Raw genomic sequence first — 23,805 nt, 5'->3', positions numbered from 1 at the left:
CCAGGTTAGGCGTGCACCACGACGTCCCCGGACGACGCACTCTCGCGCCGCGTCAGCGCCGCGTCCCGCGTCTCGCGCATGCACACGTACACGGCCAGCGACACCGCCGCGCAACCCGCCACGTACCAGTAGAAGCCCGATTCGACGCCGGCCTTCTTGAACCACAGCGCCACGTACTCGGCGGTGCCGCCGAACAGCGCGTTCGCGATGGCGTACGGCAGCGCCACGCCCAGCGCCCGGACGTGCGTGGGGAACAACTCCGCCTTGACCACCGCGTTGATCGAGGTGTAGCCGGTGACGACCACCAGGCCCGCCAGCGACAGCGACAGTGCGCCGCCGAATCCCGTCACGCCCGACAACGCGGTCATCAGCGGGACGGTGCCGAGCGTCCCGCCGATCCCGAACCCGATCAGCAGCGGCCGGCGTCCGATCTGGTCCGACAAAGCGCCGGCGAGCGGCTGGAGCAACATGAAGATGAACAGCGCGCAGAAGCTCACCAGTGACGCCGTGCTCCTGGACAGCCCGGCGGTGTTGGACAGGTACTTCGTCAGGTAAGTGGTGTAGGTGTAGTAGGCGAGGGTCCCGCCCATGGTCAGCGCGATGACCAGCAGCGCCTCCCGCCGGTGCGCGAGCAGCCCGCGGATCGTCCCGCGCCCGATTCCGGCCGCCCGGTTCTCCTGCTCGTCGTACGCCTCGGTCTCCAGGAGGCTGCGCCGCAGGTAGAAGACCACCGCCGCGCCGACCGCGCCGACGATGAACGGGATGCGCCACCCGTAGGACTTCAGCGCCTCCTCCGTCATCATCCGCTGCAGGACGATCTGGAGCCCCAGCCCGACCAACTGGCCCGCCGTCATCGACACGTACTGGAAGCTGGAGGCGAGGCCCCGCCGCCCCCGCGGCGTCGCCTCGGTCAGGTAGGTGGCGCTGGCCGCGTACTCGCCGCCCACCGACAAACCTTGAAGCAGCCGCGCCACCAGCAGGATGAGCGCACCGACGTACCCCACCGAGCCGTACGTCGGTGCCACCGCGATCAGCAGCGCGCTGCCGGACATCAGCGTGACGGTGAGCGTGAGCGCCGCCTTGCGGCCTCGCCGGTCGGCGTAGCGGCCGAGGAGCCAACCGCCGACCGGCCGCATGAAGAATCCGACGGCGAAGATGCCGGCGGTGTTGAGCAACTGGGCGGTGTCGTCGCCCTTCGGGAAGAAGGCGGACGCGAAGTAGGTCGCGAAACTGGCGTAGACGAACCAGTCGTACCACTCGACCATGTTGCCGATCGAGCCGCCGAGCACCGCCTTCCACGGGACGCGGGCGGTGCGCGCGGGGATGAGGGGAGCCGTCACGGGAACCTCCTGCGGCCGGATGGTTGCAGAGGGAGCCTCACCCGCGCGGAGGATCGCGTACAGGGACCGGCCGGATATCTAACGCACCCTTAACATCACCGGCCTCCGCGGGTCAACGCGCATCACTCCGCCTGAGTCGGGGAGTTCGCCACCACGGCGCCGCCACCCCGCCCCACCGTGAAGCCGCCCGGCGCGGCAGGGCCGTCGCGACGTCGAGTACGGCGGATCCCGCGAAGTCGACCTCGCTACGGCCGTCCTCGAGGTAGTCGCGGGCCTTGGTGGCCGGAGGAGGAGCAGGCAGAGCGGCAGAACTCACACGACCTCCCGCGAGGAAGATCCATGTTACGAGCGATGGCACCGCTGGCAATGTCGAGGAGGTAAGCCCTGTTGAGTGGCGCCGTGTGGGGACCTGCCTCAGAAGAGGTGTGGGTCGGGCTACACACGGCGGGTTGGTGTATGCCTTACCGGAGTAGACCTTCTCCAATGGCAATGGGTTCTTGGTAAACCCTTCGAGGTCGGGGACCATCATTGCCAACGTCGGATTCCTTGGTCACCGTGGCCCACCTCCTTAGGACCAGTGTGCCCTGTATGGCCTACGGAGTGGCGTTCTGGCGTTTCCTCAGGGATAGGCGCACTGGGGTGGGACAATGTGGGTACCGGTGGTGTTGCGCAAGGTGGCAACACCTGAACGCCCGGAGTGGGCTGCCTAGGTGAGCGTGGACATCGATGATGGACGCCATGACCGACCTCGTCCCCAGGCCCGAAGATCTGGAGCCATCCGTGGAGGTGATGCGTGGTCCAGAGGTGGCGGCCTGGGTGCGGGAGTTGCGCGTCGTCTGGGCGGCTGTCGGCTTGTCGATCAACCGCTTCTCTCACCTGTACCCGGTCGACAAGGGGACGCTTTCACGCTATCTCAACGGGAAGCGTATACCTCGGGACCACTGGTTCTTGGACAGGCTGCTGGCTCTCCAAGCGGAGCAGGGAAAGGCGGTTTGCCCCGAGGTGCGTGAACACCTTGTTCAGCTTCAGTTGCAAGCGTTACGAGTTGCGCATCCGCACGAGTACAGGGTACGGGTTGTAAGTGATCAACTGGAGTTAGCGGTCATCACCCAGCGGGAGGCTGAACGTTATGCTCGTTCACTGGAAAGCGATCTGGCTGATCGTGCTCGGCAGATCGATGATCTCACCACGTCCTGTCGTCGGTTACGGGCGGCATTGGAGGACGACCGTGCTGCTATTCAGCAAGAGTTGATCAGTCTCCACAATAGAATTCTTGAACTAACTGGCAACTTGAGTCATGCGCGTCGACGTGCCGCCGCATCCGAGGAGCGCTGTCAGCGGCTTGAGGAACGCCTTGATCAGATGAAGATCCAGGGCAAGGAAGGGGTGTGCGAGGGGCATTCCGAGTGGTCTCCGAGCGCTACGGGCAGGGAGGAGTCGGCTGCCTTGATTCGGACCTATGAGCTGCAATTTGTTCACAGGCTCTTGCAATGTGAGGACTATGCTCGGAGCGTTATTTACTCAGGCAATCATCAAACGTCTCCATATCGTGTGTCCAGGTCAGTATTTGAAGAACGTGTCGAAAGGCGTATGGCGGAACAGAAGCGGCTCACTGGTCCGGACGCTCCAAAGTTGTGGGCGGTGTTGGACGAGGCTGCGTTGCGTCGTCCTGTGGGAGAGCCCGAGGTGATGTCCAAACAGTTTGAACACCTCCTTGCGATGGCGGAATTGCCCAACGTCACCATCCAGGTCAGGCCGGTCGCCATCACCGGGGGAATTGAAGGGTCCTCCTTCACCTTTCTCAGGTTTTCTGAAGTGGAACTGCCGGATATGGTTTTCATGGAGAACCTCCATGCCAGGTACTATGTGAGTGGGCGCCGCAGTGTCGAAGCTTTCAAGGCTGCGATGGACCGCTTGTGCTTCGAGAGCACGACCCCGGAGGAGTCTGTTGACTTCCTAGAAGCACTCATTCGCGAACTCTAGGCGCTGACTGGTGACGTCTGGGCCTCATGAGCACTTGCCTGTGGGTCACGATTCAGCACGGGGACCGGGACAACTCGTGGGTCGAGTGGGACGACCAGCGGTGCCCGGCTGATGGCGAGCGCGATGAGGCGCCGGGACGGTACGCCCGGGTTAAGCCTTGAGGCCGGCGGACGGCCGGGCTGGGAGTTGCCTGGGGATCGGTGGCAGCGTGGCTTTGACGCGGTGACTAGACGGATTCGTTGCTCGGTTCCTCGCGCCCGTTCGTGGTTGCCGACTTGCCTCAAACCCGTACGCGAGACGGTCCGAGACAGGACGCCATGTCCTCCTCTCGCGTCGCACCAGGATTCCCGCGCGGGGAGGCCCAGGATGGGTTACGACTTCACCCTCCAGATCATAACTACCCCGCCGCTTAACCTCAGCGAGATCGCCTCCCCAACCGCTTCGCCAGCACCCCGGGTGAGCCGCGACTACGGCCCCAACTTCACCAGCCGCGGTTTCGCCGGAAAGGGATACGACGCGGACCTCGTCGCCCTGAACGCGCGTGGTTCATCCGGCGGAGGTCAAGCATTTCACATTCGACCATGTTCTTCACGGAGTGATCGAGGCGCGGGGTGAGGCACTGGGCGACTACTGGCATGGATCGACGAGGACAACGTGGTGCGTTTGGCTGTGTGGCCAGCAGGCTGGGAGGCCAGGCTGCTGCGACGGTCGGAGCCGGGCGCGCCAGGTGTGTACCTGGTGCTGAGCGAGGGCGATCCGGTTGAGGCGGACGCACCGGCCGCCTAAGGAGGTTGTCGGTCGAAGAGGAGATCGCTGCGCGATGGCGATGACCGCGCTCCTGAGCGTGGGGGGCGTCCAGGACCTTCGGGAGTGGGGACGCCGGCCGTTTCGATGACGAGGCTGACGGCGTGCTGGTATTCGTCCGCGGGTGCCGGTGCGGGTGGCGATGGCCTGGTGTCGGGGCAGGACGTGGCAGTCAGCTGACTGCCACGAGCGCGCCCGGCGAAACGGGTCCATGGTTGGCACGGTCCCGTCCGAGCAGTACGTCCACTCCGGCGGGGCCCGTTCCGGGGCGTCGGCCCGGCTGCGATTTAATGACGTAATCATGCCTTGTCTGCCATTCAGGGCGAGGCTTGAGGCATGACTTACCTGATCGCGAGTTTTCCTATCAAATAAAGGTGGCAATACGCTGTCCGCACCCACTACGATCCTGGTCAGGGTGCAAACATCCGGGCTGGTCGCCAGTTTGTCATGGCGCGGCGGGGTATAGCTTACTTTTATGACCTAATGACATTTCCCGGCACACTCTCCGAGCTCAATGATAGGTCCTGCATTCGGGGCCTGGTTCCAATAGATCGGGCCCGCGTATCGCGACGCCGGCGACACGGTACGTGAATCCCCAAGCTCCCGAGGATGTGCGTCATGAAGATTCGCAAGCAGACCCTGGCCGTGATCGGCATCGGCGCGGCCGCGCTGGCCGTGTACAGCGCCGGTACCGCCTCGGCAGGTACCGGCGACGACAAGCCGAAGCCGCCGGTCACCTGCAGCCTGAAGGCCGACGCCGGCCCGTTCGTCGCGGCGTCCTGCATGGGCGAGGGCGCGGTGCAGCTCACCGTTCTCTGCCCGGCGGAGAAGCGGCAGGACTCCAGCATCAACATGTTCATGGGCCGTTCGACGCTGCTCGACGACGGCTGCCACAAGGGCCCCACCCTTGCCGCGCTCACGATGTTCGACATGGACACCCACAAGCCGGGCGAGGTCCTGGTGCCCATGCAGCAGATCGCCTGACACATTTCTCATCCGGCCCGTCGCGCAGGAACTTCCCTGCGCGGCCCGGCCGAAGATGAAAAGGCGCTCACCCGGAGTCGCCTGGACGAAGAGCGCTACTCGGCCGACCGGTCGGCCGAGTAGCGCTTTCGGCTGAGAAGCTCATAAGCGTCCGCTGTCGGCCTCGACTTCGCACAATGGACCCCGGCCCTACTGCTGGGCCGCCTCGGTCAGGCGCCGTCGGCCATGGCCGGTCGGTCGGCGACGTAGCGGGTGACCATCCTGGCGATGAAGCGGGCCACCTGCTCCGGCGGGGCCGACGGCAGCATGATGTGGCTGGTGGTGAGGCGTACCGCCGCGTCGGCGATCTCGGTGAGCGCCTCGCGGTCCAGCTCGGGCCAGAGCCGCAGCGCGTGCTCGGCGATCCGGGCGCTGGCGGTGAACAGAACGGGCTCGGCCTGGGTGGTCAGCAGCGGCAGCAACTCGTCGCCGCCCGCGCCGGTCAGCACCGCCTTCTTCAGCTGGTCGTCCGCCGACATCTCCAGCGTGAACAGCACCGCCGCTGTGACGGCCGAGTACAGGTCGGCGTGCTCGGACAGCACCCGGTCGATGCCGTCGAGGTAACGGTCGTTGTCGCGGATGACCACGGCCTGCGCGAGGCCCCACTTGTCACCGAACTCGTTGTAGACGGTCTGCCGGCTCACCCCGGCCACGGCGGCGACGTCCTGCATGCGGACGCCCCGGTAGCCGCGCTCGACCAGGAGCTCGGCGGCGGCGTCGAGCAGGGAGTCGCGGACGGAGCGGCCTGCGGTGCCCATGAGTCGTTCCTCCGGGTGCTGATCAGGAGGTGGGGCCTCCTCACGCCATTATCACTCGTGACGGCCCCGGTCAGGCGGGACATACGTCGCGGACGCGCCGGTCCGCGCGGACCTCCGCCGGGGGGCCGGCCGCGATGACCTTCCCGGCGTCCAGGACGTGCAGGATGTCGCAGACGCCCATCACCGGCTCCAGCGTGCCGCAGACGACCAGGACCGCGAGGCCCTCGGCGGCCAGGTCCCGTAGCAGCACCTCCAGAGCGCGCGACCGCCGCACCGGCAGGCAGGTCCACGCCTCGTCCAGCAGCAGGACGGCGGGTTCGGCGGCGAGCGCGCGAGCGAGCTGCGTCAGGGCGGTGACGGCGGGCGGCAGGTCCCGTGTGCACCGGTCGCCGTACTCGGCGATGCCGACACGGGCGAGGATCTCCTCGGCGCGGCGCCCGGCGTCCGTGTCGCGGCGGCGCGGCCACCGGCCGCATGCAGCATCGTGCCTCCTCGCCGCGGCCTGAACCCGGTCGCGTACCGTCGGGCCGCCGAACGGCACCGGTACCGTGCCGAACGGTGCGGCCATCCGTGCGGCCGGCCGCTGGAACGCGCCAACGATGCCGTGCCGGGCCCGGGTGCGCGCGGCGCTGCCCGTCAGATCCTCGCCGTCGAGGTGGACGGTGCCCTCCGCTGGACGGCGCCGGCCGGCGATGACGTCGCACAGGGTGCTCTTGCCCGCTCCCTCGGGTCCGACGAGGCCGGTGACGGTGCCAGGCGGCGCGGTGAGCCCGGCGCCGTCCACGGCCGTCACGCCGCCGAACCGCACCGTCACGCCCGCCACCCGCAGGCCCTCGGGAGAAGGCATCCGCACCTCCGGCCGGTCCCGGCGTGCCGCCACCAGAGATGTGACGTGGGTCACTGCCGGATCATCACCCTATCGGCGCCCCCCGGGGCGGGCAATCCGCCCCCCGGGCTCGGCCCCCTGGGCATCGCGCCGGTCCCGCAGCCGCTCGCGGGTCCAGTCCTTGACGCCCGCGACGAACGCCTCGACGTCGGCGGCCTTGCCCGCGGCCATGTCGGCGAACCAGCCGGGGACGTAGCGCTCGAACCGTCCCGACCCGATCACCTCCAGGACCGCCGCGGCCGCCTCCCGCGGCGGCAGCACGTCCGCGAGGTCGCTGAGCGGCGGCTCGTTGCCGGGTACCGAGAAGAGGCCGGTGTCGATCAGCGCGGGTTGCACCACGTGGACCTGAACGCCCGTCCCGTCCAGGTCGACGGCCATGCTCTCCCAGAACGCGGTCACCGCCGCCTTGGACGCGGCGTAGGCGGCCTCATGCGGCGGGCCGAGCCGCGCCGCCACCGAGCCCATCGCGACCAGGTGCCCGGACCCGCGCGCGAGCATCCCCGGCAGCAGTGCAAGGGTGAGGCGGATGGGGGACAGGTAGTTGAGCCGCATGACCTCCTCGGTCTCGGCCGGGGACAGGTCCTGGACGCGGCGCCGCTTCGGCATGCCGGCGTTGTTGACCAGCACGTCCACGCCGCCGAAGGCCTCGTCGGCGGCCGCGGCGAGTGCCTCGACGCCGTCCAGGTCGGCCAGGTCCGCCGTCCATGCCGCCGAGGCGGGGGACTGCGCGCGGCACCGTTCCAGCACCCGGTCGAGTTCGTCCGCCCGCCGCGCGACCAGGCCCACGCGTGCGCCTGCGCCGGCCAACGCCTCGGCCACCGCCGCGCCGATCCCGGACGAGGCGCCCGTCACCAGCGCGGACTGTCCGGTGAGAGTCACCATGGCGCCCAACCTCTCGCAGGCGTCGGCGCGCGGCAAGCCACGACGCGCCGGTCACGGTTCGGTTGCGGACCTTCTGCGATCTTGTCGGAAATGCCTGGCTTTCATAGTTTCGCGGCAATCAGGCGCCCCCTGTCGACACCCACGAGGAGACGCCATGCCCCAGTCCTCCCGCCAGCTTCCTCGCCGCGATCTACTGGCCGGAGCCGCCGCCTTCGCCGGCTTCGCCACCATCGGCCTGCTACCCGGAACCGCCGCCGCCGCGACCCGGCAGCGCCCTGGCGCCCTGCGCGGCCCCAGCCTCAGCACCGGCGACAAGGCCGTCGTCGCCCGCGTCGACGCCCGGCGCGCGCTCCGCCATCTGCGGGTGCTCAGCGACGACATCGGCTGGCGCGTCGCCGGTACCCGCCGCGAGCACCGTGCCGCCCACTACATCGCTGAAACGCTGCTCGACCTCGACTACGACGTCGAGCTGCAGCCGTTCACCGTCCCCGACAAGAAGCTGGCCGAGTTGCGCGCCGGGGACGAGCACTGGCAGAGCGCCGCCGCCGCCAACGGCGCCACCGGCCGCGCGCGGGGACGGATCACCGACCTCGGCACCGCTACCGAGGTCACCGCCGACCTGACCGGGCGGATCGCGCTGTTCACGCGCGTCCTCGACAAGGAGCAGGAGCAGGCGCAGGCAGCCGCCGCGAAGGGCGCGCTGGCCGTCCTGATCGTCAACGTGCGCAGCACGACCTACCCCGAGCGCAAGGCCGCGTCGTTCTTCCCGACCCTGCGCGAGGCCGTGCCCGTCCCCGTGCTCGGCCTTGCCGAGCACCACGGCGAGCTGATCCGCGCGGGCGTCCGCTCGCTGTCCCTGGAGGTCACCGCCCACACCGGGCTGACCTCCTACAACGTGCTCGCCGAACGCCGGGCCACGCTGCCCAACCCCGGCGGCAAGGCGGTCATCGTCAGCGCCCACTACGACAGCGTCCCCGGCTCACCCGGCGGAAACGACGACGGCAGCGGCACCGTGCTCTGCCTGGAGCTCGCCCGCGCCATGCGCCGCCTGCCCACCCAGCAGGACCTGCGGTTCTGCCTGTGGGGAGCGGAGGAGCTCGGGCTCGTCGGGGCCAGGCACTACGTCAAGCAGTTGGACGACGCGGCGGCGGCCCGCATCACCGGCTGCTTCCAGAACGACATGGTCGCCACCAGCCACCCTCCGGCGGGCACCTACTGGCTGCTGTCCGTCGACGGTAAGGACAACACCACCACGACCGCCATCGGCGGCGCCGCCGCCCGGCTCGGCTACAGCGGCCAGACCAAGGGCCCGACGGCCCGCGGCTCCAGCGACCATGAGGCCTTCTTCGAGCGCGGTATCGCCGCCGGGAACTTCAGCTGGCGCGGCGGCGAGGCCCCGAGCCAGCTCGAACCCGTCTACCACACCCCCGAGGACACCGTCAGCGGCAACGTCAGCAGGCAGCGCCTCCAGGTGTCCCTGGAGCTGATCGGCTGCGCCGCCTACGACGTTGCACGTCGCCGCTGAACCCACACCTGGTGACGGGGTCGGCGCGCTCCGTCACCGGGTAGTTCACGGCTGTCGAGTACAGTGTCCGGTTTGGCGGGTGGAAGAGGACCGCCGATCGCCTGGACACCGGGGGAAATTTGCGTCCACTCCTGACCGACGCCGACCGTGCCGTCTTCCATTCGACGGGCGGCGCGCCGCCCGAGCGCACGCTGCTGGACGTCCTCGACGCGACCGCGCTGCGGCATCCGTACGCGCCCGCGCTCGACGACGGCGCGTCCCGTCTCGACTACGAGGACCTGCGCTCCGAGGCGACCTTGCTGGCCAAGGAGCTGGAGCAGGCCGGGATCGGGCGCGGCGACCGGGTCGGCGTGCGCGTCCCGTCCGGCACCGCCGACCTGTACGTCGCGATCCTCGCGGTGCTGACCGCGGGCGCCGCGTACGTGCCCGTGGACGCCGACGACCCCGCCGAACGCGCGACGCTGGTCTTCGGCGAGGCGGAGGTCTGTGCGGTCATCGGCGAGGACCGCGCGATCATCCTCCAGGGGGTCCCCGGCGGCCGTACCGGGCGGCCGGAACCGGACGATGACGCCTGGATCATCTTCACCTCCGGCTCCACCGGCAAGCCCAAGGGCGTCGCCGTCACCCACCGCAGCGCCGCCGCGTTCGTCGACGCCGAGGCGCGGCTGTTCCCCGCCCGTGAGTCCGACCGCGTCCTCGCGGGCCTGTCGGTGGCGTTCGACGCCTCCTGTGAGGAGATGTGGCTGGCGTGGCGGCACGGCGCCTGCCTGGTGCCCGCGCCGCGCTCACTCGTCCGGACGGGCATGGATCTCGGCCCCTGGCTCGCCGAGCAGCGCATCACCGTCGTGTCCACCGTCCCGACCCTCGCCGCGCTGTGGCCCGCCGAGACCCTCGCCGGCATCCGGCTGCTGATCTTCGGTGGTGAGGCGTGCCCGCCTGAGCTCGCGGCACGGCTCGCCGTTCCCGGCCGCCAGGTCTGGAACACCTACGGGCCCACCGAAGCGACCGTCGTGGCCTGCGCCGCGCCCCTCGGCGGCGACGGCCCGGTCCGGATCGGGCTGCCGCTGGACGGCTGGGACCTCGCCGTCGTCGACGGCTCCGGTGAGCCCGTCGCCCCCGGTGGGACGGGTGAGCTGGTGATCGGCGGCGTCGGTCTGGCCCGCTACCTCGATCCCGCCAAGGACGCCGAGAAGTACGCCCCGCTGCCGTCCCTCGGCTGGGAGCGCGCCTACCGCAGCGGCGACCTGGTGAAGGCCGAGCCCGCCGGCCTGGTGTTCGTCGGGCGCGCCGACGACCAGGTCAAGATCGGCGGCCGCCGGATCGAGCTGGGCGAGGTGGACGCCGCGCTCCAGGCACTGCCCGGCGTCACCGGGGCCGCCGCGGCCGTCCGCACCACCCCCGCCGGGCACCGGCTCCTGGTCGGCTACCTGGTCACGGACGCGGGATTCGACGCGGACGCCGCACGCGAACGGCTCCGCGACGCGCTGCCCGCCTCGCTCGTCCCGCGCCTGGCCGAGCTGGACACGCTTCCCACACGAACGTCCGGCAAGGTCGATCGGGACGCGCTGCCCTGGCCGCTGCCCGGCACGGACACGGCGGGCGACAAGGGTGCCGAGCCGCTCACCGGCGCCGAGGAATGGCTCGCCGAGCAGTGGGCCGAGGTGCTGGGGGAGGCCCCGGACGGCCCCGGCGCGGACTTCTTCGCGCTCGGCGGCAGCAGCCTCGGCGCCGCGCGCCTGGTCTCCGCGCTCCGCTCGCGCCACCCGTCCGTGGCCGTCGGCGACGTCTACGAGCACCCGACCCTGCGCGACCTCGCCGCGCACCTCGGTGACGGCGAACGGCAGGACGCGCCGCCCGCCCCCGGCCGCGTCGTGCGGCCGGTGCCGAGACTCGCCTCCGCCGTCCAGACGCTGCTGATGATCCCGCTGCTCACCCTCGGCGCGATGCGCTGGGTGACCGGGCTGGCGGCGTTCAACAATCTCGCTGGGTTCCCCTGGGCGCCCAGGGTGTCGTGGTGGGCGGTGCTGGCGGGCGCGCTGCTGTTCGTCGCGCCGGTGGGCCGGATGGCTCTGGCCGCCGCCGGGGCACGGCTCCTGCTGCGCGGGCTGCGGCCCGGCGCCTACCCGCGCGGCGGTGCCGTCCACCTGCGGTTGTGGACGGCCGAGCAACTCGCCGTCCGGCTGGGCGCGGCCGAGCTGTCGGGGGCGCCGTGGTTCGCCTTCTACGCCCGCGCGCTCGGCGCGCGAATCGGCCCCGACGTCGACCTGCACTCCCCGCCCCCGGTCACCGGGATGCTCCGGCTCGGGCGCGGCGCCGCCATCGAGCCCGAGACCGACCTGAGCGGGCACTGGCTCGACGGCGACGTGCTGCGCGTCGGCGAGATCCGGGTCGGCGCCGGCGCCGCCGTCGGTGCCCGGGCCGTGCTGTTCCCCGGCGCCCGTGTCGGGAAGAACGCACAGGTCGCGGCCGGTTCCGCCGTGACGGGGCGCGTCCCGGCGGGACAGCGGTGGGCGGGTGCCCCCGCCGTGCGCCGGGGCAAGGCCCGGTGGCCCGCCGACGCCGCCCGTCCCCCGCGGCGGCGCCGCTGGACGCTCGCCTACGGAGCGTCCGCCGTCCTGCTGAGCCTCCTGCCGCTGCTCGCCGCGCTGCCAGGCCTTGCCGTCCTCACCCTCTTCATGCGCGGCACCACCACTCTCGGAGAGGCGCTCGGCGCCGCGCTGCTGGCCGTACCCGCCGCGACGCTCGCGGGCATGGCCGCGTTCGCCGCCGCGACCCTGGCCGCCGTCCGCCTGCTCGGCCTCGGCCTCGGCGAGGGTGAACATCCGGTGCACTCCGCGCAGGCGTGGCGGGCGTGGGCGTCGAGCCGGCTGATGGGGATGGCCCGCGTCTGGCTGTTCCCGCTGTACGCGAGCGTCCTCACCCCCGCCTGGCTGCGCGCCCTCGGTATGAAGGTCGGCCGGGACGTGGAGGTCTCGACCGTCCTGGCGCTGCCCGCCATGACCTCGGTCGCCGACGGGGCGTTCCTCGCCGACGACACGATGGTCGCGCCCTACGAACTGGGCGGCGGACGGATGCGCGTCGCGCGGGCCCGCATCGGCAAGCGCGCCTTCCTCGGCAACTCCGGGATGACCGCGCCCGGCCGCAAGGTCCCCAAGGGCGGGCTGATCGGGGTGCTGTCGGCGGCGCCGAAGAAGGCCAAGGCCGGGGCGTCCTATCTGGGGATGCCGCCGGTGCGGCTGCGCCGGACCGTCGACACCGCCGACCAGTCCCGCACCTACCGGCCGCCTCGCCGTCTCAAGGCGGCGCGCGCGGCCGTGGAGGCGTGCCGGATCGTGCCGGCTGCGGCGACCGTGGCCGTCGGGGTGCTGGCCGCCGCCGTCGTCGAAGCTCTCGCCGCCGCCTACGGGCCCGGGACCGCGGCGCTGCTGGCGGGCCTCGTCCTCGCCGCGGCCGGGGTGCTGGCCGCCGCGGTCACGACCGCCGCCAAGTGGACGCTCACCGGACGGATCGCCACCGGCGACCGGGAACTGTGGAGCTCGTTCGTGTGGCGCAACGAGCTGGCCGACAACTTCGTCGAGGTCCTCGCCGCGCCCTGGTTCGCCGAACCGTGGCTCGGCACCGCCCCGCTCAACCTCTGGCTGCGCTCCCTCGGCGCCCGCGTCGGACGCGGCGTCTGGTGCGCGACGTACTGGCTCCCCGAGGCCGATCTCGTGCGGCTCGGCGACGGCGCGTGCATCAATCCCGGCTGCGTTCTGCAGACCCACCTGTTCCACGACCGGATCATGAGGGTCGGCCCGGTCGTGCTGGAGGCCGGCGCGACGCTAGGCTCGAACGGGGTGGTCCTCCCCGCGGCCTCGGTCGGGGCGGGCACCACGGTCGGACCCGCGTCCCTGGTCACGCGCGGCGAGCAGTTGCCCGCCGGCACCCGGTGGCTCGGCAACCCGATCGCGGCCTGGGCCCCCGGCGACCATGACTGACCCCGGAGGACCCGACCGTTCGTGAACACCGCATGAAGGCGCTCGCCGGCCGCGCAGACGCCCCGTACTTCCCCGACCATGGCGACGACCGCTACCGCGTCAGGCACTACGACCTCGAACTCGAGTACCGGGTCGGCCCCAACCGGCTCGGCGGCACCGCGCGGCTGTCGGCGGTCGCCGTCGACCGGCTCGACCGGCTCGCCCTGGACTTCGGGGCGTTCCGCATCGGCAAGGTGCTGGTGGACGGGACCCCCGCGCGGTTCCGGCATCGGCACGGGAAGCTGCACGTCACCCCGTCCCGCCCGATCGGGCGGGAAGCCGCGTTCACCGTCGAGGTCCGCTACACCGGCAATCCGTCCCCGGTGTCCAGCCACTGGGGCGGCCTCGGCTGGGAGCAGCTCACCGACGGCTCCATCGTGGCGGGACAGCCGATCGGCGCGCCCTCGTGGTTCCCCTGCAACGACCGTCCCGACGACAAGGCCCGCTACCGGATCGCGGTGACGACCGCGTCGGCCTACGAGGTCGTCGCGAACGGGCGGCTGATGGCGAGGCGGCGAGTCGGGGCGACCACCACCTGGGTGTACGAGCAGGGCGAGCCGATGGCGACCTATCTGGCCAGCGTGCAGATCGGCCGATACCAGTTCCTGGAGCTGGACGGCCCCGTCCCGCAGCACGTCTACTACCCCTCGGCCGCCGAACCGCGCGTCCGGCACGACTTCGGCCGCCAGGGCGCCATGGTCGCCGCGTTCACCCAGCTGTTCGGCCCGTACCCGTTCGGGGCCTACACGGTCGTGGTCGCCGACGACGAGCTGGAGATCCCCGTCGAGGCACAGGGCATGTCGATCTTCGGGACCAACCACGTGGACGGTGAGCGCGGTCAGGAGCGGCTCATCGCGCACGAACTCGCCCACCAATGGTTCGGCAACAGCCTCACGCTGGCGTCCTGGCGTGACATCTGGCTGCACGAGGGCTTCGCCACCCACGCCGAGTGGCTGTGGTCGGAGGCCTCCGGCGGCGAGTCCGCCGCCGTGCACGCCGGCCGCTGGCACGCCCGCCTGTCGCAGGAACCGCGGGATCTCGTCCTCGCCGATCCCGGCCCCCGGCGCATCTTCGACGACCGGGTCTACAAACGCGGTGCGCTCACCCTGCACGCGCTCCGCCGAATCGTCGGCGACGACGCGTTCTTCCAGACCATGCGCGAATGGACCGCCGGGCACCGGCACGGGACGGTGACGACCGCCGAGTTCACCGCGCTGGCCGGACGAATCGCGGGCCGTCCGCTCGACGCGTTCTTCACGACCTGGCTCCGCGAGAAGGCGCTACCGCCGCTGCCCTGAGCCGGTTGCTCGGCGGCGGTGGGCCGGTAAGGTAGTGGGTTTCGCCCTCAGCACACCCACCCCTCGCCCCAGGAGGTCCACGCGCATGCCCGCCGAACCGTCGACACTCGCCGCCGAGCGCGCCCACCTCGCCGCGTCCCGTGCCGCGCTGCGCCGGATGCGTGAGGACGCCGCGGGCCTGTCAGCGGACGTGGCGGCCGACTGGGTGTCCAAACAGTTCCTGGAATCGCTGCTCGACCAGCGGGTCGCCGCGCTCGCCGACCACCCCGACACGCCCTTGTTCTTCGGGCGGATGGACCGCGACGGCGCGGTCCCCTCCGACCTGCCCGCCGTGATGTACGTCGGGCGCAGGCACGTGCACGACGGCCCCGAAGGGCGGCCGCTCGTCCTGGACTGGCGCGCCCCCGTGTCACGGGCGTTCTACCAGGCGGGCCCGGCCGACCCGATGGGGTGGCGGCTGCGGCGGCGGTTCGGTTTCCAGGGCGGCGAGCTGACCGCGTTCGAGGACGAGCCGCTCGACGAGCAGTACGACGGGCCACCCGGCGGCGCGACCGGCCCGGACTCTCGTGGGGGGAGGGCCACCCACATCCCTCGGAACCGTCCGTCAAGGATTCTCACCGAGGAGATCGAGCGGCCCCGCAGCGGGCCGATGCGCGACATCGTCGCCACGATCCAGCCCGAGCAGGACGTGATCGTCCGCGCCGGTCTGCCGCAGACGGTGTGCGTGCAGGGCGCGCCCGGCACCGGCAAGACCGCCGTGGGCCTGCACCGTGCCGCCTACCTGCTGTTCACGCACCGCGAGCGGCTCTCAAAGTCGGGGGTGCTCATCGTCGGGCCCAACCGCGCTTTCCTCGCCTACATCTCCGCGGTGCTGCCCGCACTCGGCGAGGTCCGCGTCGAACAGGCCTCCGTCGACGATCTGCTCGGAGCGCCCGCGGGGCAGGAGCCGGCCGCGGTGTCCGCGCTCAAGGGTGACGCGCGGATGGCGCAGGTCGTCTCCAGGGCACTGTGGGCGCACGTCCGCAAGCCCGAGGACGGCCTCGTCGTCACCCGCGGCGCGTCCCGCTACCGGCTCGCCGACCACGAGGTCCGCGAGATCGCCGCCGCCCTGCGCGGCGCCACCCGCTACGGCAGCGGGCGGGCCGCGTTCGCCCAGCGGCTCGCCCACCAGATCCTGGTGCGGATGGAGCGGCGCGGTGAGGCCACCGACGACCGAGTCCAGGACCAGGTCGCCCGGAGCCGGCCCGTCAAGCAGCTCCTCGACCAGGTGTGGCCCAAGGTCACCCCTGAGCAGGTTCTCTATCGGCTCCTGTCGGACGCGGACCTGCTGCGCGTCGCCGCCAAGGGCGTCCTCGACGAGGATGAGCAGGCGGTGCTGCTGTGGCCGAGACCCGCCCGGTCACATCGGTCGGCCCGGTGGACCGCCGCAGACCGTGCTCTCCTGGACGAGCTGCACGGCCTGATCGAGCGCACCGCGTCCCTCGGACACCTCGTCGTGGACGAGGCGCAGGACCTGTCGGCGATGCAGCTGCGCGCGCTCGGCCGCCGGTGCGGGACGGGTTCGGCGACCGTCCTCGGCGACCTTGCGCAGGGCACCACCGCCTGGTCGGCGCGGTCCTGGAAGGACGTTCTCGCCCACCTCGGGCAGGAAGGGGAGGTCACCGAGCTGACTCTGGGGTTCCGCGTCCCCGGCACCGTCCTGGACTACGCCGCCCGCCTGCTCCCGCACGTCGCGCCGGAGCTGGAGCGGCCGGTCTCGCTGCGCGCCGGCGCCGGGGCCCTGGACATCCGCCGCGTCCCCGACCTGCTCCCGGCGACCGTCCGCGCCGTTCGTGACGCGCTGGAACGGCCGGGGTCCGTCGGCCTGATCGTCGCGGACGCCGAGGTCGCGGCGCACGCGTCCGCCCTGGAGGCGGCCGGCGTCGCGCACACGGTGCTCGGACCCGAGTCCGACGGCACCGGGAGGCCGCTCGTGATCCCGGCGGCCCTCGCCAAAGGCCTGGAGTACGACCACGTGATCGTCGCCGAGCCCGCCGCGATCGCCGCCGCCGAGGCGCGCGGCCTGGCCCGCCTGTACGTGGTGCTGACCCGCGCCGTCACGTCCCTGACCGTCCTGCACCAGGCCGATCTTCCGGCCGAGCTGGCCGGCTGACCGGTGCCACAGGTGTCACCACCGGGGCTCCACCGGGCGGCCGGAGGCCGTCGAAGGCGATCTTGAGGACATCGTCGCCGGCCCCCGCGTGCCCGGCCGCGTACGACAGGCCCGCCAGCAGCGCCAGCACCTGCGCCGGGCCCACGTCGGCGCGGACGGCGCCCGCCCCCTGCGCCCGTTCGAGCAGGACACCGAGCGCGGACCTCAGCTCCGGGCGCGCCGGCCCGGCGGCCTCGCGGGCGTCGACACCCGCCCGGGCCAGCGCCTCGGAGACGGCCTGCTTGGTCGCCGCCTGCCCAACGACCCGCGCGAGAAGGCCGAAGAACGCCGCGCCGGGGTCGGGCGAGTCCAGCAGGGCGCGCGCCTCCTCGGCGAGCCGCTCCAGCAGGCCGGCCAGGACGGCCTCCAGGAGGGACTCCTTGGTCGGAAAGTGCCGGAACACCGTGCCGATTCCGACACCGGCCTCCCGTGCGACCTCCTCGGTGGAGGCCGTGGTGCCCCGGGCCGCGAAGACGGCCTCGGCGGCCGCGAGCACCCTGGCTCGGTTGCGCAGGGCGTCGGCGCGCAGCGGTCTTCCCGAAGAGGTCATCGTGGCCTTTCCGTTTGACCAGTGGAGTCGCGACTCCCTACCTTCTATGCGGAGCAGCAACTCCGATTATACGGGAGAGGAAACCATGTCCGAGTTCGCCAGCCCCCGGGCCGTGTTCATGCGGATCATCGACGGGGTGACCGCCCGGCGCCCCGACGCCCTGCCTCGCCTGTACGCCGAGGACGCGGTGGTAGTGCACCCCTTCGCAGACCCGGCCTCACGCCTGGAGGGACGCGAGGCGTTGCGCGAGCACTTCGCGCAACTGGAGCACCTGCCCATCGAGATGGTGGCGCGCAACATCGTCGTCCATCAGACCACCGACCCCGAGGTGATCGTCGCCGAGTTCGATTACGCGTGCCACAACACCGAGACCGGCCGCGACTTCGTCATCCCGAACATCTTCGTCCTGCGCGTCCGGAACGGCCGCGTCATCGAATCGCGCGACTACGCCGACCACCGCGCCTTCGAGGAGGCGATGGCGTGACGCCCCCGGCGCCGCCCGGCGCCGCGAAACCACGGCGGCGGGCCGAGGCGTCCCTCACCGCGCGCCGCGCCGGCGGAACTCATCGACCTGCCTGCGGCCTGAGGCGCGACAGTTCAAGTGCGGGCGGCCTCCACCAGGGCCTTGAGCCCGGTGAGGGACTCGGTCATGTTCCGCCGCAGGTCGCGCAGACGGTAGGCGACGATGGCGGTCTCCTGCTCCGGCCTCGCCTCGATGACCAGGCTCAGACCCGAGCGGCCGGGGCCCAGCCGCATCGACTGCCGCAGCCTCGTGCCGGCGCCCTCGGCCGTCAGCGTGTAGCGCCAGGCGGACGAGGGCGCGATCCCGTCGATGTCCGCGACGGTGAAGGCGAACACCCGGTCCGGCTCGCACTCGACCACTGTGCACTGGCTCGTCCAAGCGCCGATCGCGGGGTTCTCGTTGCTGCCCTCGAAGCGGCAGCCCACCGCGGGCTCGGTCACCTCGCCCACCCATCGGGCCCCTTTGAACTCCGGGCTGAAACGGGCCGGGAAACCGGGATCGGAGACCAGCGCCCACACCGCCGGAGGCGGCGCGTCGATGAGGACGTCGATCTCGATGACGGGACAGTCGGCATAGCGGGGCGCGTCGTTGCTCATGCCCTCACCGTAGAGAGAGTCAGTTCCTTCACACAACTCACGGAACGCCGGCTCAGCCGGTGACGACGGCGACGATCCGGGTGCCCGCCGGGAAGACACCGCGTCCGGCCAGGGTGAAGATCCCGGACATCATCTTCGCCACGTACACCCGGTCCAGGACGATGCCGTGCCGGTCGGCGAAGGCGTCGGCGAAGGCGTCCAGTTCGCCCGTCCGCCGGGCGTAGCCACCGAAGTGGAACCCGTGCTCGACGCGCCAGCTCCCGCGGCGACCACCATAGGTCTCCCGCTGGAGGCGCTCGACCTCGGCGTCCAGGAACCCACCCTTGAGCACCGAGAACCCGAGCGCCCGCCGGCCCGGTGCCAGGCCGGCGGCCAGCCCGGCCAACGTGCCGCCCGTCCCGCAGGGGCAGCACGCGATGTCGAAGACGCCGAGCTCGGCGCCGAGCTCGGCGCAGCCCCGGACCGCCGCGGCGTTGCTGCCGCCCTCGGGCAGCAGGTGGAAGTCGCCCCACCGTTCGCGGAGCGCGGCCAGCACGTCCGGCTCTCGCTTCCGGCGGTAGGAGGCGCGGTCCAGATAGCCCAGCCGCATCCCCATCCGTTCAGCGTAGGCCAGGGTCTCGTTCAGGGGCCGGTGCTCCTCGCCGCGGATGATCCCTATGGTGGCGAAGCCGAACATCCGTCCCGCGGCCGCCGTCGCGCGCAGGTGGTTGGAGTAGGCCCCGCCAAAGGTGAGCACTGTCCCGTGCTCGCGCGCCGGGGCGAGGTTGTGCTTGAGCTTGCGCCACTTGTTGCCCGGCAGGTCCGGGTGCACGAGATCGTCTCGCTTCAGGAACAGCCGCAGCCCGCGCGCACCGATCCGCTCGTCCCGCAGCTCCACCACCGGGGAGGTCATCGCGGCGCCGGGAGTCCGAGCTTCTCGCGGATGGTCCGCTGGACGGTGTCGATGCCGGGCGTGGCGTCGACCGTCACCACATACTCCTTGCGGCCGAACAGGTCCAGGATCGGGTCCGTCTTCTCCCGGTAGGTCCGCAGCCGCTCGGCGACCGCCTCCTCGGTGTCGTCCTCGCGGGCCACCAGCTCACCGCCGCACACGTCGCAGCGGCCGTCCTGCGTCGGGCGGTCGGCGATCAGGTTGTAGTCCATCCCGCATCCGGAGCAGTACCGGCGGGCCAGCACGCGCCGCCGCACCTCCCTGTCCGGCAGGTCCAGATGGATCACGCCGTCGATGTCGTAGCTCTCCAGGAAGAACTCCGTCTGCCGCCGGCTGCGCGGGAACCCGTCGATGATGAAGCCGTAGGTCCAGTCGTGCTGGTCCAGCCGGTCCCGGACGACGCCCTCCACCAGGTCGTCCCCGACAAGATCACCGGCCGCCATGGTGCGCCGCACCTGGGCTCCGAGCTTGGTGTGGTTCTTGACGTGCCACCGGAAGATGTCGCCGACGCTGATGTGGACCAGGTCCAGGTCACGCGCGAGCAGCTGGGACTGCGTGCCCTTGCCGCTGCCCTGGGCGCCGATGATGACGTACTTGCGCATGCCAGAGACCCTATGCCGCCCGGCGCCGGACGGATCAACGCGGGAGACGCAGCCGGCGGCCCAGCCGCCGGAAGCGCGACCGGTCGGGGACGTGCCCGGGGGAGACGTCCCGCGCGCTCAGGGACTCCAGCAGCGAGTCGAACGTCGGCGGGCGGACGCAGACCAGGGTGGCGCGGGCGCGGCGGGCGCAGTGCAGCCGGACCGAGGGCCGCAGCAACCGCGAGAACGGCCCGCGCCCCCCGTGCCCGACGACCAGGATGTCGTCGTCGCCCGCCAGCCGCACCAGGGTCGCTCCCGGCTCCCCGACCAGCGCCAACGCGGTCATGTCCACGCCGTCGGGCGGGCCGTCGCACACCTCCGCCAGCAGCCGGGCGATCAGCTCGGCGCCGGAGCCGCGCAGCGCGTCGGTGATGCCGCAGCCGAGCTGGCCCGCGGCCGAGACGTGCGGGGGCAGCGGCGCCGCGTGCACGACCAGTAGCGGCAGCCTCCGAAGCCGGGCCTCACCGATCGCCCAGGACAACGCGCAGCGGGCTCCGGTGGAGTCGTCGACCCCCACGACGACACGGGGGCCGCCCTCCGGTCTCGCGATCACGGTCCCTCCAGACACCTGCGGGGTGATGTGCCCTCTAGGGTGCAGGCATACCCGTTCTGGTGGAAGTGTTTCGCGCGCGGCAAAGCCGGGTTTCAGCAAAAAGGCGTGGGCGCGAAGGGACAGCCGGGCAGAATTCCGGTATGGCCACACCGCACGATCATGACTCCTGTGCCGTCGCGCACGGCGACGCCCCGGCGCGGACGGGGGAGCGCACGCTGGTCGCGATCTTCGCGACGCCGGTCGCCGCGCACCTCCTGCGCTATGGAGCCGACCTCGGTTACCGCACCTTCCTGATCGACCCCGACAAGGACCGCGACGGCCTGTCCGATCTGCCGCCCCTGGACGATGCCACGGACGTCGTCGTCACCGACCACCACCGTCGCGAGCTGGGGCCGGTGCTGCGCGACGTACTCACCCAGCCCGTCCGCTGGGTCGGCGTCATGGGCAACCCTCGCCATCCCGCCCCGCACATCCCGGCGTTGACCGAACTGGGCGTCCCCGCGGGCGACATCTCCCGCGTTCATCGCCCCATCGGCCTCAACATCGGCTCCCGCACCCCGGCGGAGATCGCCGTCGCGACCCTCGCGGGCCTCATCGCCGACCGGAACGGACGGCCGGGCGGGTTCGAGTTCTAGCGGCCGGGCCGGGAGGGGCGGGCCGGGAGGGCCGGGAGGGCTGGGAGGGCTGGGAGCCGAACCCGGAGAGGATCGACTCCAGGACCGGCAGCGCACGTCCGGCCTTCCTGGCGCGGATGACCATGTCCCACGCGGGCTCGAACTTCTTCCAGCCCCCCGCATAAGCGGCGTGGCGGGCCTTCCCCCGCAGGGTGGGCTTCGACGACGCGCCGCGCATGATCGAGCTCCAGCGGTAGAAGTCCTTGTAGGCGCGCCAGTAACCGTCTTCCAGTTGCCGGGCGGTCATCTTCGCGGGCTTGAAGACGACGGTGCGGGTGTCGTAGCGGTCCCAGTCGCTGTGCAGAAGCCGATCGGCCTTGGCCATACGGTCGTACAGCCGCGTTCCGGGATAGGGGGTGAGAATATGGAACGTGGCGGTCTCGACGCCCTGGCCGACCGCCCAGTCGACGGTACGGTCGAACACGTCCGGGTCGTCCTCGTCCATGCCGAACACGAAGCTGCCGTTGACCATGACGCCGTTGTCGTGGAGTCTCTTGATCACCTGGGCGTAGTCGCGGTCGATGTTCTGCCATTTGCGCTGCTCGGTGAGGTTCCCGGCGTTGACGGTCTCGAACCCGACGAAGAGGCTCCGCAGCCCGGACGCGACGGCCTTCTCCAGCAACCCCGGGCGCAGCACCGCCTGGACCGTCCCCGCGGCCTGCCACAGCCGCCCCATGCCGCGCATTCCGTCGAAGAGGGCGCCCGCGAACCGGGCGTTCCCGAACAGGTGGTCGTCGAGAAAGTACAGATGGCGGCCGGGCAGCCGTTCGATCTCGGCGAGCGCCGCGTCCACGGTCTGGGTGTAGAACGACTTCCCGCCCTCGAAGAACGCCTCCTTGTAGCAGAAATCGCACACGTGCGGGCAGCCCCGGGACACCACGATCGAGTTCGGCACGAGGTAGCGGTGCCGGTCGATCAGGTCGCGGCGGACGGGCGGCAGCCCCGCCAGGGTCCGCTCGGACGAGGCGTAGCGCGGCTCGGGCCGCCCGGCGCGCAGGTCCGCCAGGAAACGCGGCCAGATGTCTTCGCCGGGCCCGCAGAAGATGGTGTCCGCGTGCCCGGCGGCCTCGTCCGGCAGCGAGGTGACGTGCAGCCCACCCAGACAGACGTAGGCACCCCGCGCGCGGTAGTGATCGGCGATCTCGTACGCGCGGCGCGCGGAGGTGATGTAGACCTGGATCACCACCAGGTCGGGTTCGTCGGACAGGTCCAGCTTCTGCACGTGCTCGTCGGTGAGGGTCACCTCGTCGTCGGGGTCGAGGTAGCCGGCCAGGGTGGCGAGCCCGAGCGGGGGGAACAGCGAGTACTTGATCGGCCGGAAGAACGGGGACGTCGCCTCGGTCAAGGCGGGCAGGATCATCTTGACGCGCATGACCCCACGATGTGGCCCGGCCGCGCGTGGATCGTGGCGGTCGTGTGAAGATTCTGTGCAGGTCGGCGCGTAGAATGTGGGTTCGCGCAAGCGTTCTGTCGGTGGCGTCGCCTACCGTCCGGGGATGACGGACGAGCCGCGCCGCCCGGACGACGCCGCCGAGCAAAGGTGATCACCATCATGGCGAACGACACCCTCGACACCGACCAGGACTTCCAGCATCTCGCCGACCCCTACCGGCGGGAGCTGCTGGCGCACTGCTACCGGATGCTCGGCTCCATCCACGACGCCGAAGACCTCGTACAGGAGACCTACCTGCGGGCGTGGCGCTCGTACGGCAACTTCGAGGGCCGGTCCTCGCTGCGGACGTGGCTGTACCGGATCGCCACCAACGTCTGCCTGACGGCGATCGACCAGCGCGGCCACCGGCCCATGCCGTCCGGGCTCGGCGCGCCGAGCGACGAGCCGGAGAAGCCCGTCGTGGCCTCGCCGGAAGTGCCCTGGCTGGAGCCCGCCCCGGACGCGGTCCTCGGCGCCGACCCCTCCGATCCCGCCACGATCGTCGCCGCGCGGGAGAGCACGCGGCTGGCGTTCGTCGCCGCCCTCCAGCATCTGCCCGCCAAACAGCGGGTCGTGCTGATCCTGCGGGACGTGCTGAAATGGCGGGCCGCCGAGGTCGCCGAGTTGCTCGACACCTCCACCGCCGCGGTCAATAGCGCGCTGCAGCGGGCCCGGGCGCAGCTGGAGCAGGCCGCTCCCGCGCGGGACGAGCTGGTCGAGCCCACCGATCCCGCCCAGCGCGACCTCCTGGAGCGCTACGCCAAGGCGTTCGAGGAGGCCGACATCGCCGGCCTGGTCGAGATCTTCAAGAAGGACGCGGTGTGGGAGATGCCGCCGTTCCCCGAATGGTTCGTCGGCGTCGAGGCGATCGTCCGGCTCATCACCGCGCAGTGCGCGCCCACACCGGGTGACCTGCGGATGGTCCCGGCGGCCGCCAACGGTCAGCCCGCGTTCGGGCTCTACAAGCGCGACGAGGACGGCGTCCACCGCCCCTTCCAGATCCAGGTCCTGGCGATCACCGGCGAGGGCGTCGCGCAGGTCTCCGCGTTCTTCGACACCGAACTGTTCGCGACGTTCGGTTTGCCGCCCTCCCTCTGATCCCCCCGTTCTTTCCGCTCAATGGAAACCCGGGTGCGCCACCGGCCGAGTCTGCTGCCAGGGTGGTTGACAGCGGCGGTCGTCGCGGCGCGCCGGGGCGG

Annotated in this window: 19 protein-coding genes; 9 read left to right on the top strand and 10 right to left on the bottom strand. The window is 71.4% G+C overall.

Going from position 1 to position 23,805, the window contains the following annotated elements; translation table 11 throughout:
* Positions 1-5: 5 nt before the first annotated feature.
* Positions 6-1,340 (bottom strand): MFS transporter, encoded by a 1,335-nt coding sequence (locus tag AMA02S_RS34465; protein WP_067467359.1) that lies wholly within the window; start codon positions 1,338-1,340, stop codon positions 6-8.
* A 738-nt stretch (positions 1,341-2,078) separates the two neighbouring features.
* Between AMA02S_RS34465 and AMA02S_RS42445 the strand changes: the two genes are divergently transcribed.
* Entirely contained in the window at positions 2,079-3,323 is a 1,245-nt protein-coding gene (locus AMA02S_RS42445; protein ID WP_157431025.1) for a DUF5753 domain-containing protein, read from the top strand.
* A gap of 1,422 nt (positions 3,324-4,745) precedes the next feature.
* Positions 4,746-5,111 (top strand): hypothetical protein, encoded by a 366-nt coding sequence (locus AMA02S_RS34455; RefSeq protein ID WP_067467353.1) that lies wholly within the window; start codon positions 4,746-4,748, stop codon positions 5,109-5,111.
* A gap of 209 nt (positions 5,112-5,320) precedes the next feature.
* Here the strand turns inward: AMA02S_RS34455 and AMA02S_RS34450 are convergent, their stop codons facing one another.
* The 3 genes from AMA02S_RS34450 to AMA02S_RS34440 all read right to left on the bottom strand — a co-directional run bounded on the left by AMA02S_RS34450 (position 5,321) and on the right by AMA02S_RS34440 (position 7,676).
* Positions 5,321-5,908: a TetR/AcrR family transcriptional regulator gene (locus tag AMA02S_RS34450; protein WP_067467350.1), complete on the bottom strand. Its 588-nt coding sequence runs from the start codon at positions 5,906-5,908 to the stop codon at positions 5,321-5,323.
* A gap of 70 nt (positions 5,909-5,978) precedes the next feature.
* Entirely contained in the window at positions 5,979-6,809 is an 831-nt protein-coding gene (locus AMA02S_RS34445) for an ATP-binding cassette domain-containing protein (protein ID WP_245667960.1), read from the bottom strand.
* Positions 6,810-6,824: 15 nt separating this feature from the next.
* On the bottom strand, positions 6,825-7,676 hold the full coding sequence (locus AMA02S_RS34440) for an SDR family NAD(P)-dependent oxidoreductase (protein ID WP_067467346.1): 852 nt from the start codon (positions 7,674-7,676) through the stop codon (positions 6,825-6,827).
* 154 nt (positions 7,677-7,830) lie between these two features.
* On the opposite strand from AMA02S_RS34440, the gene AMA02S_RS34435 reads away from it, so the two are divergent.
* From AMA02S_RS34435 to AMA02S_RS34420, 4 genes are all read left to right on the top strand, one after another.
* Complete coding sequence (locus AMA02S_RS34435) at positions 7,831-9,201, top strand: M28 family peptidase (protein WP_067467343.1); 1,371 nt, start codon at positions 7,831-7,833, stop codon at positions 9,199-9,201.
* A gap of 119 nt (positions 9,202-9,320) precedes the next feature.
* Complete coding sequence (locus AMA02S_RS34430) at positions 9,321-13,178, top strand: Pls/PosA family non-ribosomal peptide synthetase (protein WP_218005221.1); 3,858 nt, start codon at positions 9,321-9,323, stop codon at positions 13,176-13,178.
* Between the two features lie 32 nt (positions 13,179-13,210).
* Positions 13,211-14,515, top strand: a complete 1,305-nt coding sequence (locus AMA02S_RS34425) for a M1 family metallopeptidase (RefSeq protein WP_067467340.1) — start codon at positions 13,211-13,213, stop codon at positions 14,513-14,515.
* A gap of 85 nt (positions 14,516-14,600) precedes the next feature.
* On the top strand, positions 14,601-16,667 hold the full coding sequence (locus AMA02S_RS34420) for a HelD family protein (RefSeq protein ID WP_067467337.1): 2,067 nt from the start codon (positions 14,601-14,603) through the stop codon (positions 16,665-16,667).
* On the opposite strand, the gene AMA02S_RS34415 is transcribed toward AMA02S_RS34420, so the two are convergent.
* Positions 16,612-17,256 (bottom strand): TetR/AcrR family transcriptional regulator, encoded by a 645-nt coding sequence (locus tag AMA02S_RS34415; protein ID WP_067467334.1) that lies wholly within the window; start codon positions 17,254-17,256, stop codon positions 16,612-16,614. The genes AMA02S_RS34420 and AMA02S_RS34415 overlap by 56 nt on opposite strands.
* Before the next feature lie 85 nt (positions 17,257-17,341).
* Here AMA02S_RS34415 and AMA02S_RS34410 point away from each other — a divergent pair, with 85 nt between their 5' ends.
* Entirely contained in the window at positions 17,342-17,740 is a 399-nt protein-coding gene (locus AMA02S_RS34410) for a nuclear transport factor 2 family protein (protein WP_067467332.1), read from the top strand.
* A 113-nt stretch (positions 17,741-17,853) separates the two neighbouring features.
* Here AMA02S_RS34410 and AMA02S_RS34405 read toward each other — a convergent pair whose 3' ends face one another.
* From AMA02S_RS34405 to AMA02S_RS34390, 4 genes are read right to left on the bottom strand one after another with little or no spacing between them, the layout of a single operon-like run.
* Positions 17,854-18,375: an SRPBCC family protein gene (locus tag AMA02S_RS34405; RefSeq protein ID WP_067467329.1), complete on the bottom strand. Its 522-nt coding sequence runs from the start codon at positions 18,373-18,375 to the stop codon at positions 17,854-17,856.
* 52 nt (positions 18,376-18,427) lie between these two features.
* Positions 18,428-19,267, bottom strand: coding sequence for a 1-aminocyclopropane-1-carboxylate deaminase/D-cysteine desulfhydrase (locus AMA02S_RS34400; RefSeq protein WP_067467326.1), 840 nt, complete (start codon positions 19,265-19,267; stop codon positions 18,428-18,430).
* The gene (locus AMA02S_RS34395) at positions 19,264-19,908 is read right to left on the bottom strand and encodes an adenylate kinase family protein (RefSeq protein WP_067467325.1); all 645 of its coding nucleotides are present in this window, start codon (positions 19,906-19,908) and stop codon (positions 19,264-19,266) included. Before AMA02S_RS34395 ends, AMA02S_RS34400 begins: the two co-directional genes overlap by 4 nt.
* A gap of 34 nt (positions 19,909-19,942) precedes the next feature.
* Positions 19,943-20,500 (bottom strand): universal stress protein, encoded by a 558-nt coding sequence (locus AMA02S_RS34390; protein ID WP_067467322.1) that lies wholly within the window; start codon positions 20,498-20,500, stop codon positions 19,943-19,945.
* A 140-nt stretch (positions 20,501-20,640) separates the two neighbouring features.
* On the opposite strand from AMA02S_RS34390, the gene AMA02S_RS34385 reads away from it, so the two are divergent.
* Positions 20,641-21,135, top strand: coding sequence for an XdhC family protein (locus AMA02S_RS34385; protein ID WP_067467319.1), 495 nt, complete (start codon positions 20,641-20,643; stop codon positions 21,133-21,135).
* On the opposite strand, the gene AMA02S_RS34380 is transcribed toward AMA02S_RS34385, so the two are convergent.
* Entirely contained in the window at positions 21,092-22,546 is a 1,455-nt protein-coding gene (locus AMA02S_RS34380; protein ID WP_067467316.1) for a B12-binding domain-containing radical SAM protein, read from the bottom strand. The genes AMA02S_RS34385 and AMA02S_RS34380 overlap by 44 nt on opposite strands.
* A gap of 180 nt (positions 22,547-22,726) precedes the next feature.
* On the opposite strand from AMA02S_RS34380, the gene AMA02S_RS34375 reads away from it, so the two are divergent.
* The gene (locus tag AMA02S_RS34375) at positions 22,727-23,704 is read left to right on the top strand and encodes a sigma-70 family RNA polymerase sigma factor (protein ID WP_067467445.1); all 978 of its coding nucleotides are present in this window, start codon (positions 22,727-22,729) and stop codon (positions 23,702-23,704) included.
* The last annotated feature ends 101 nt before the right edge of the window (positions 23,705-23,805 follow it).

Source organism: Actinomadura macra NBRC 14102, assembly GCF_001552215.1.
Classification (GTDB): Bacteria; Actinomycetota; Actinomycetes; order Streptosporangiales; family Streptosporangiaceae; genus Spirillospora; species Spirillospora macra.
This window is presented reverse-complemented; position numbering and strand designations above follow the sequence as displayed.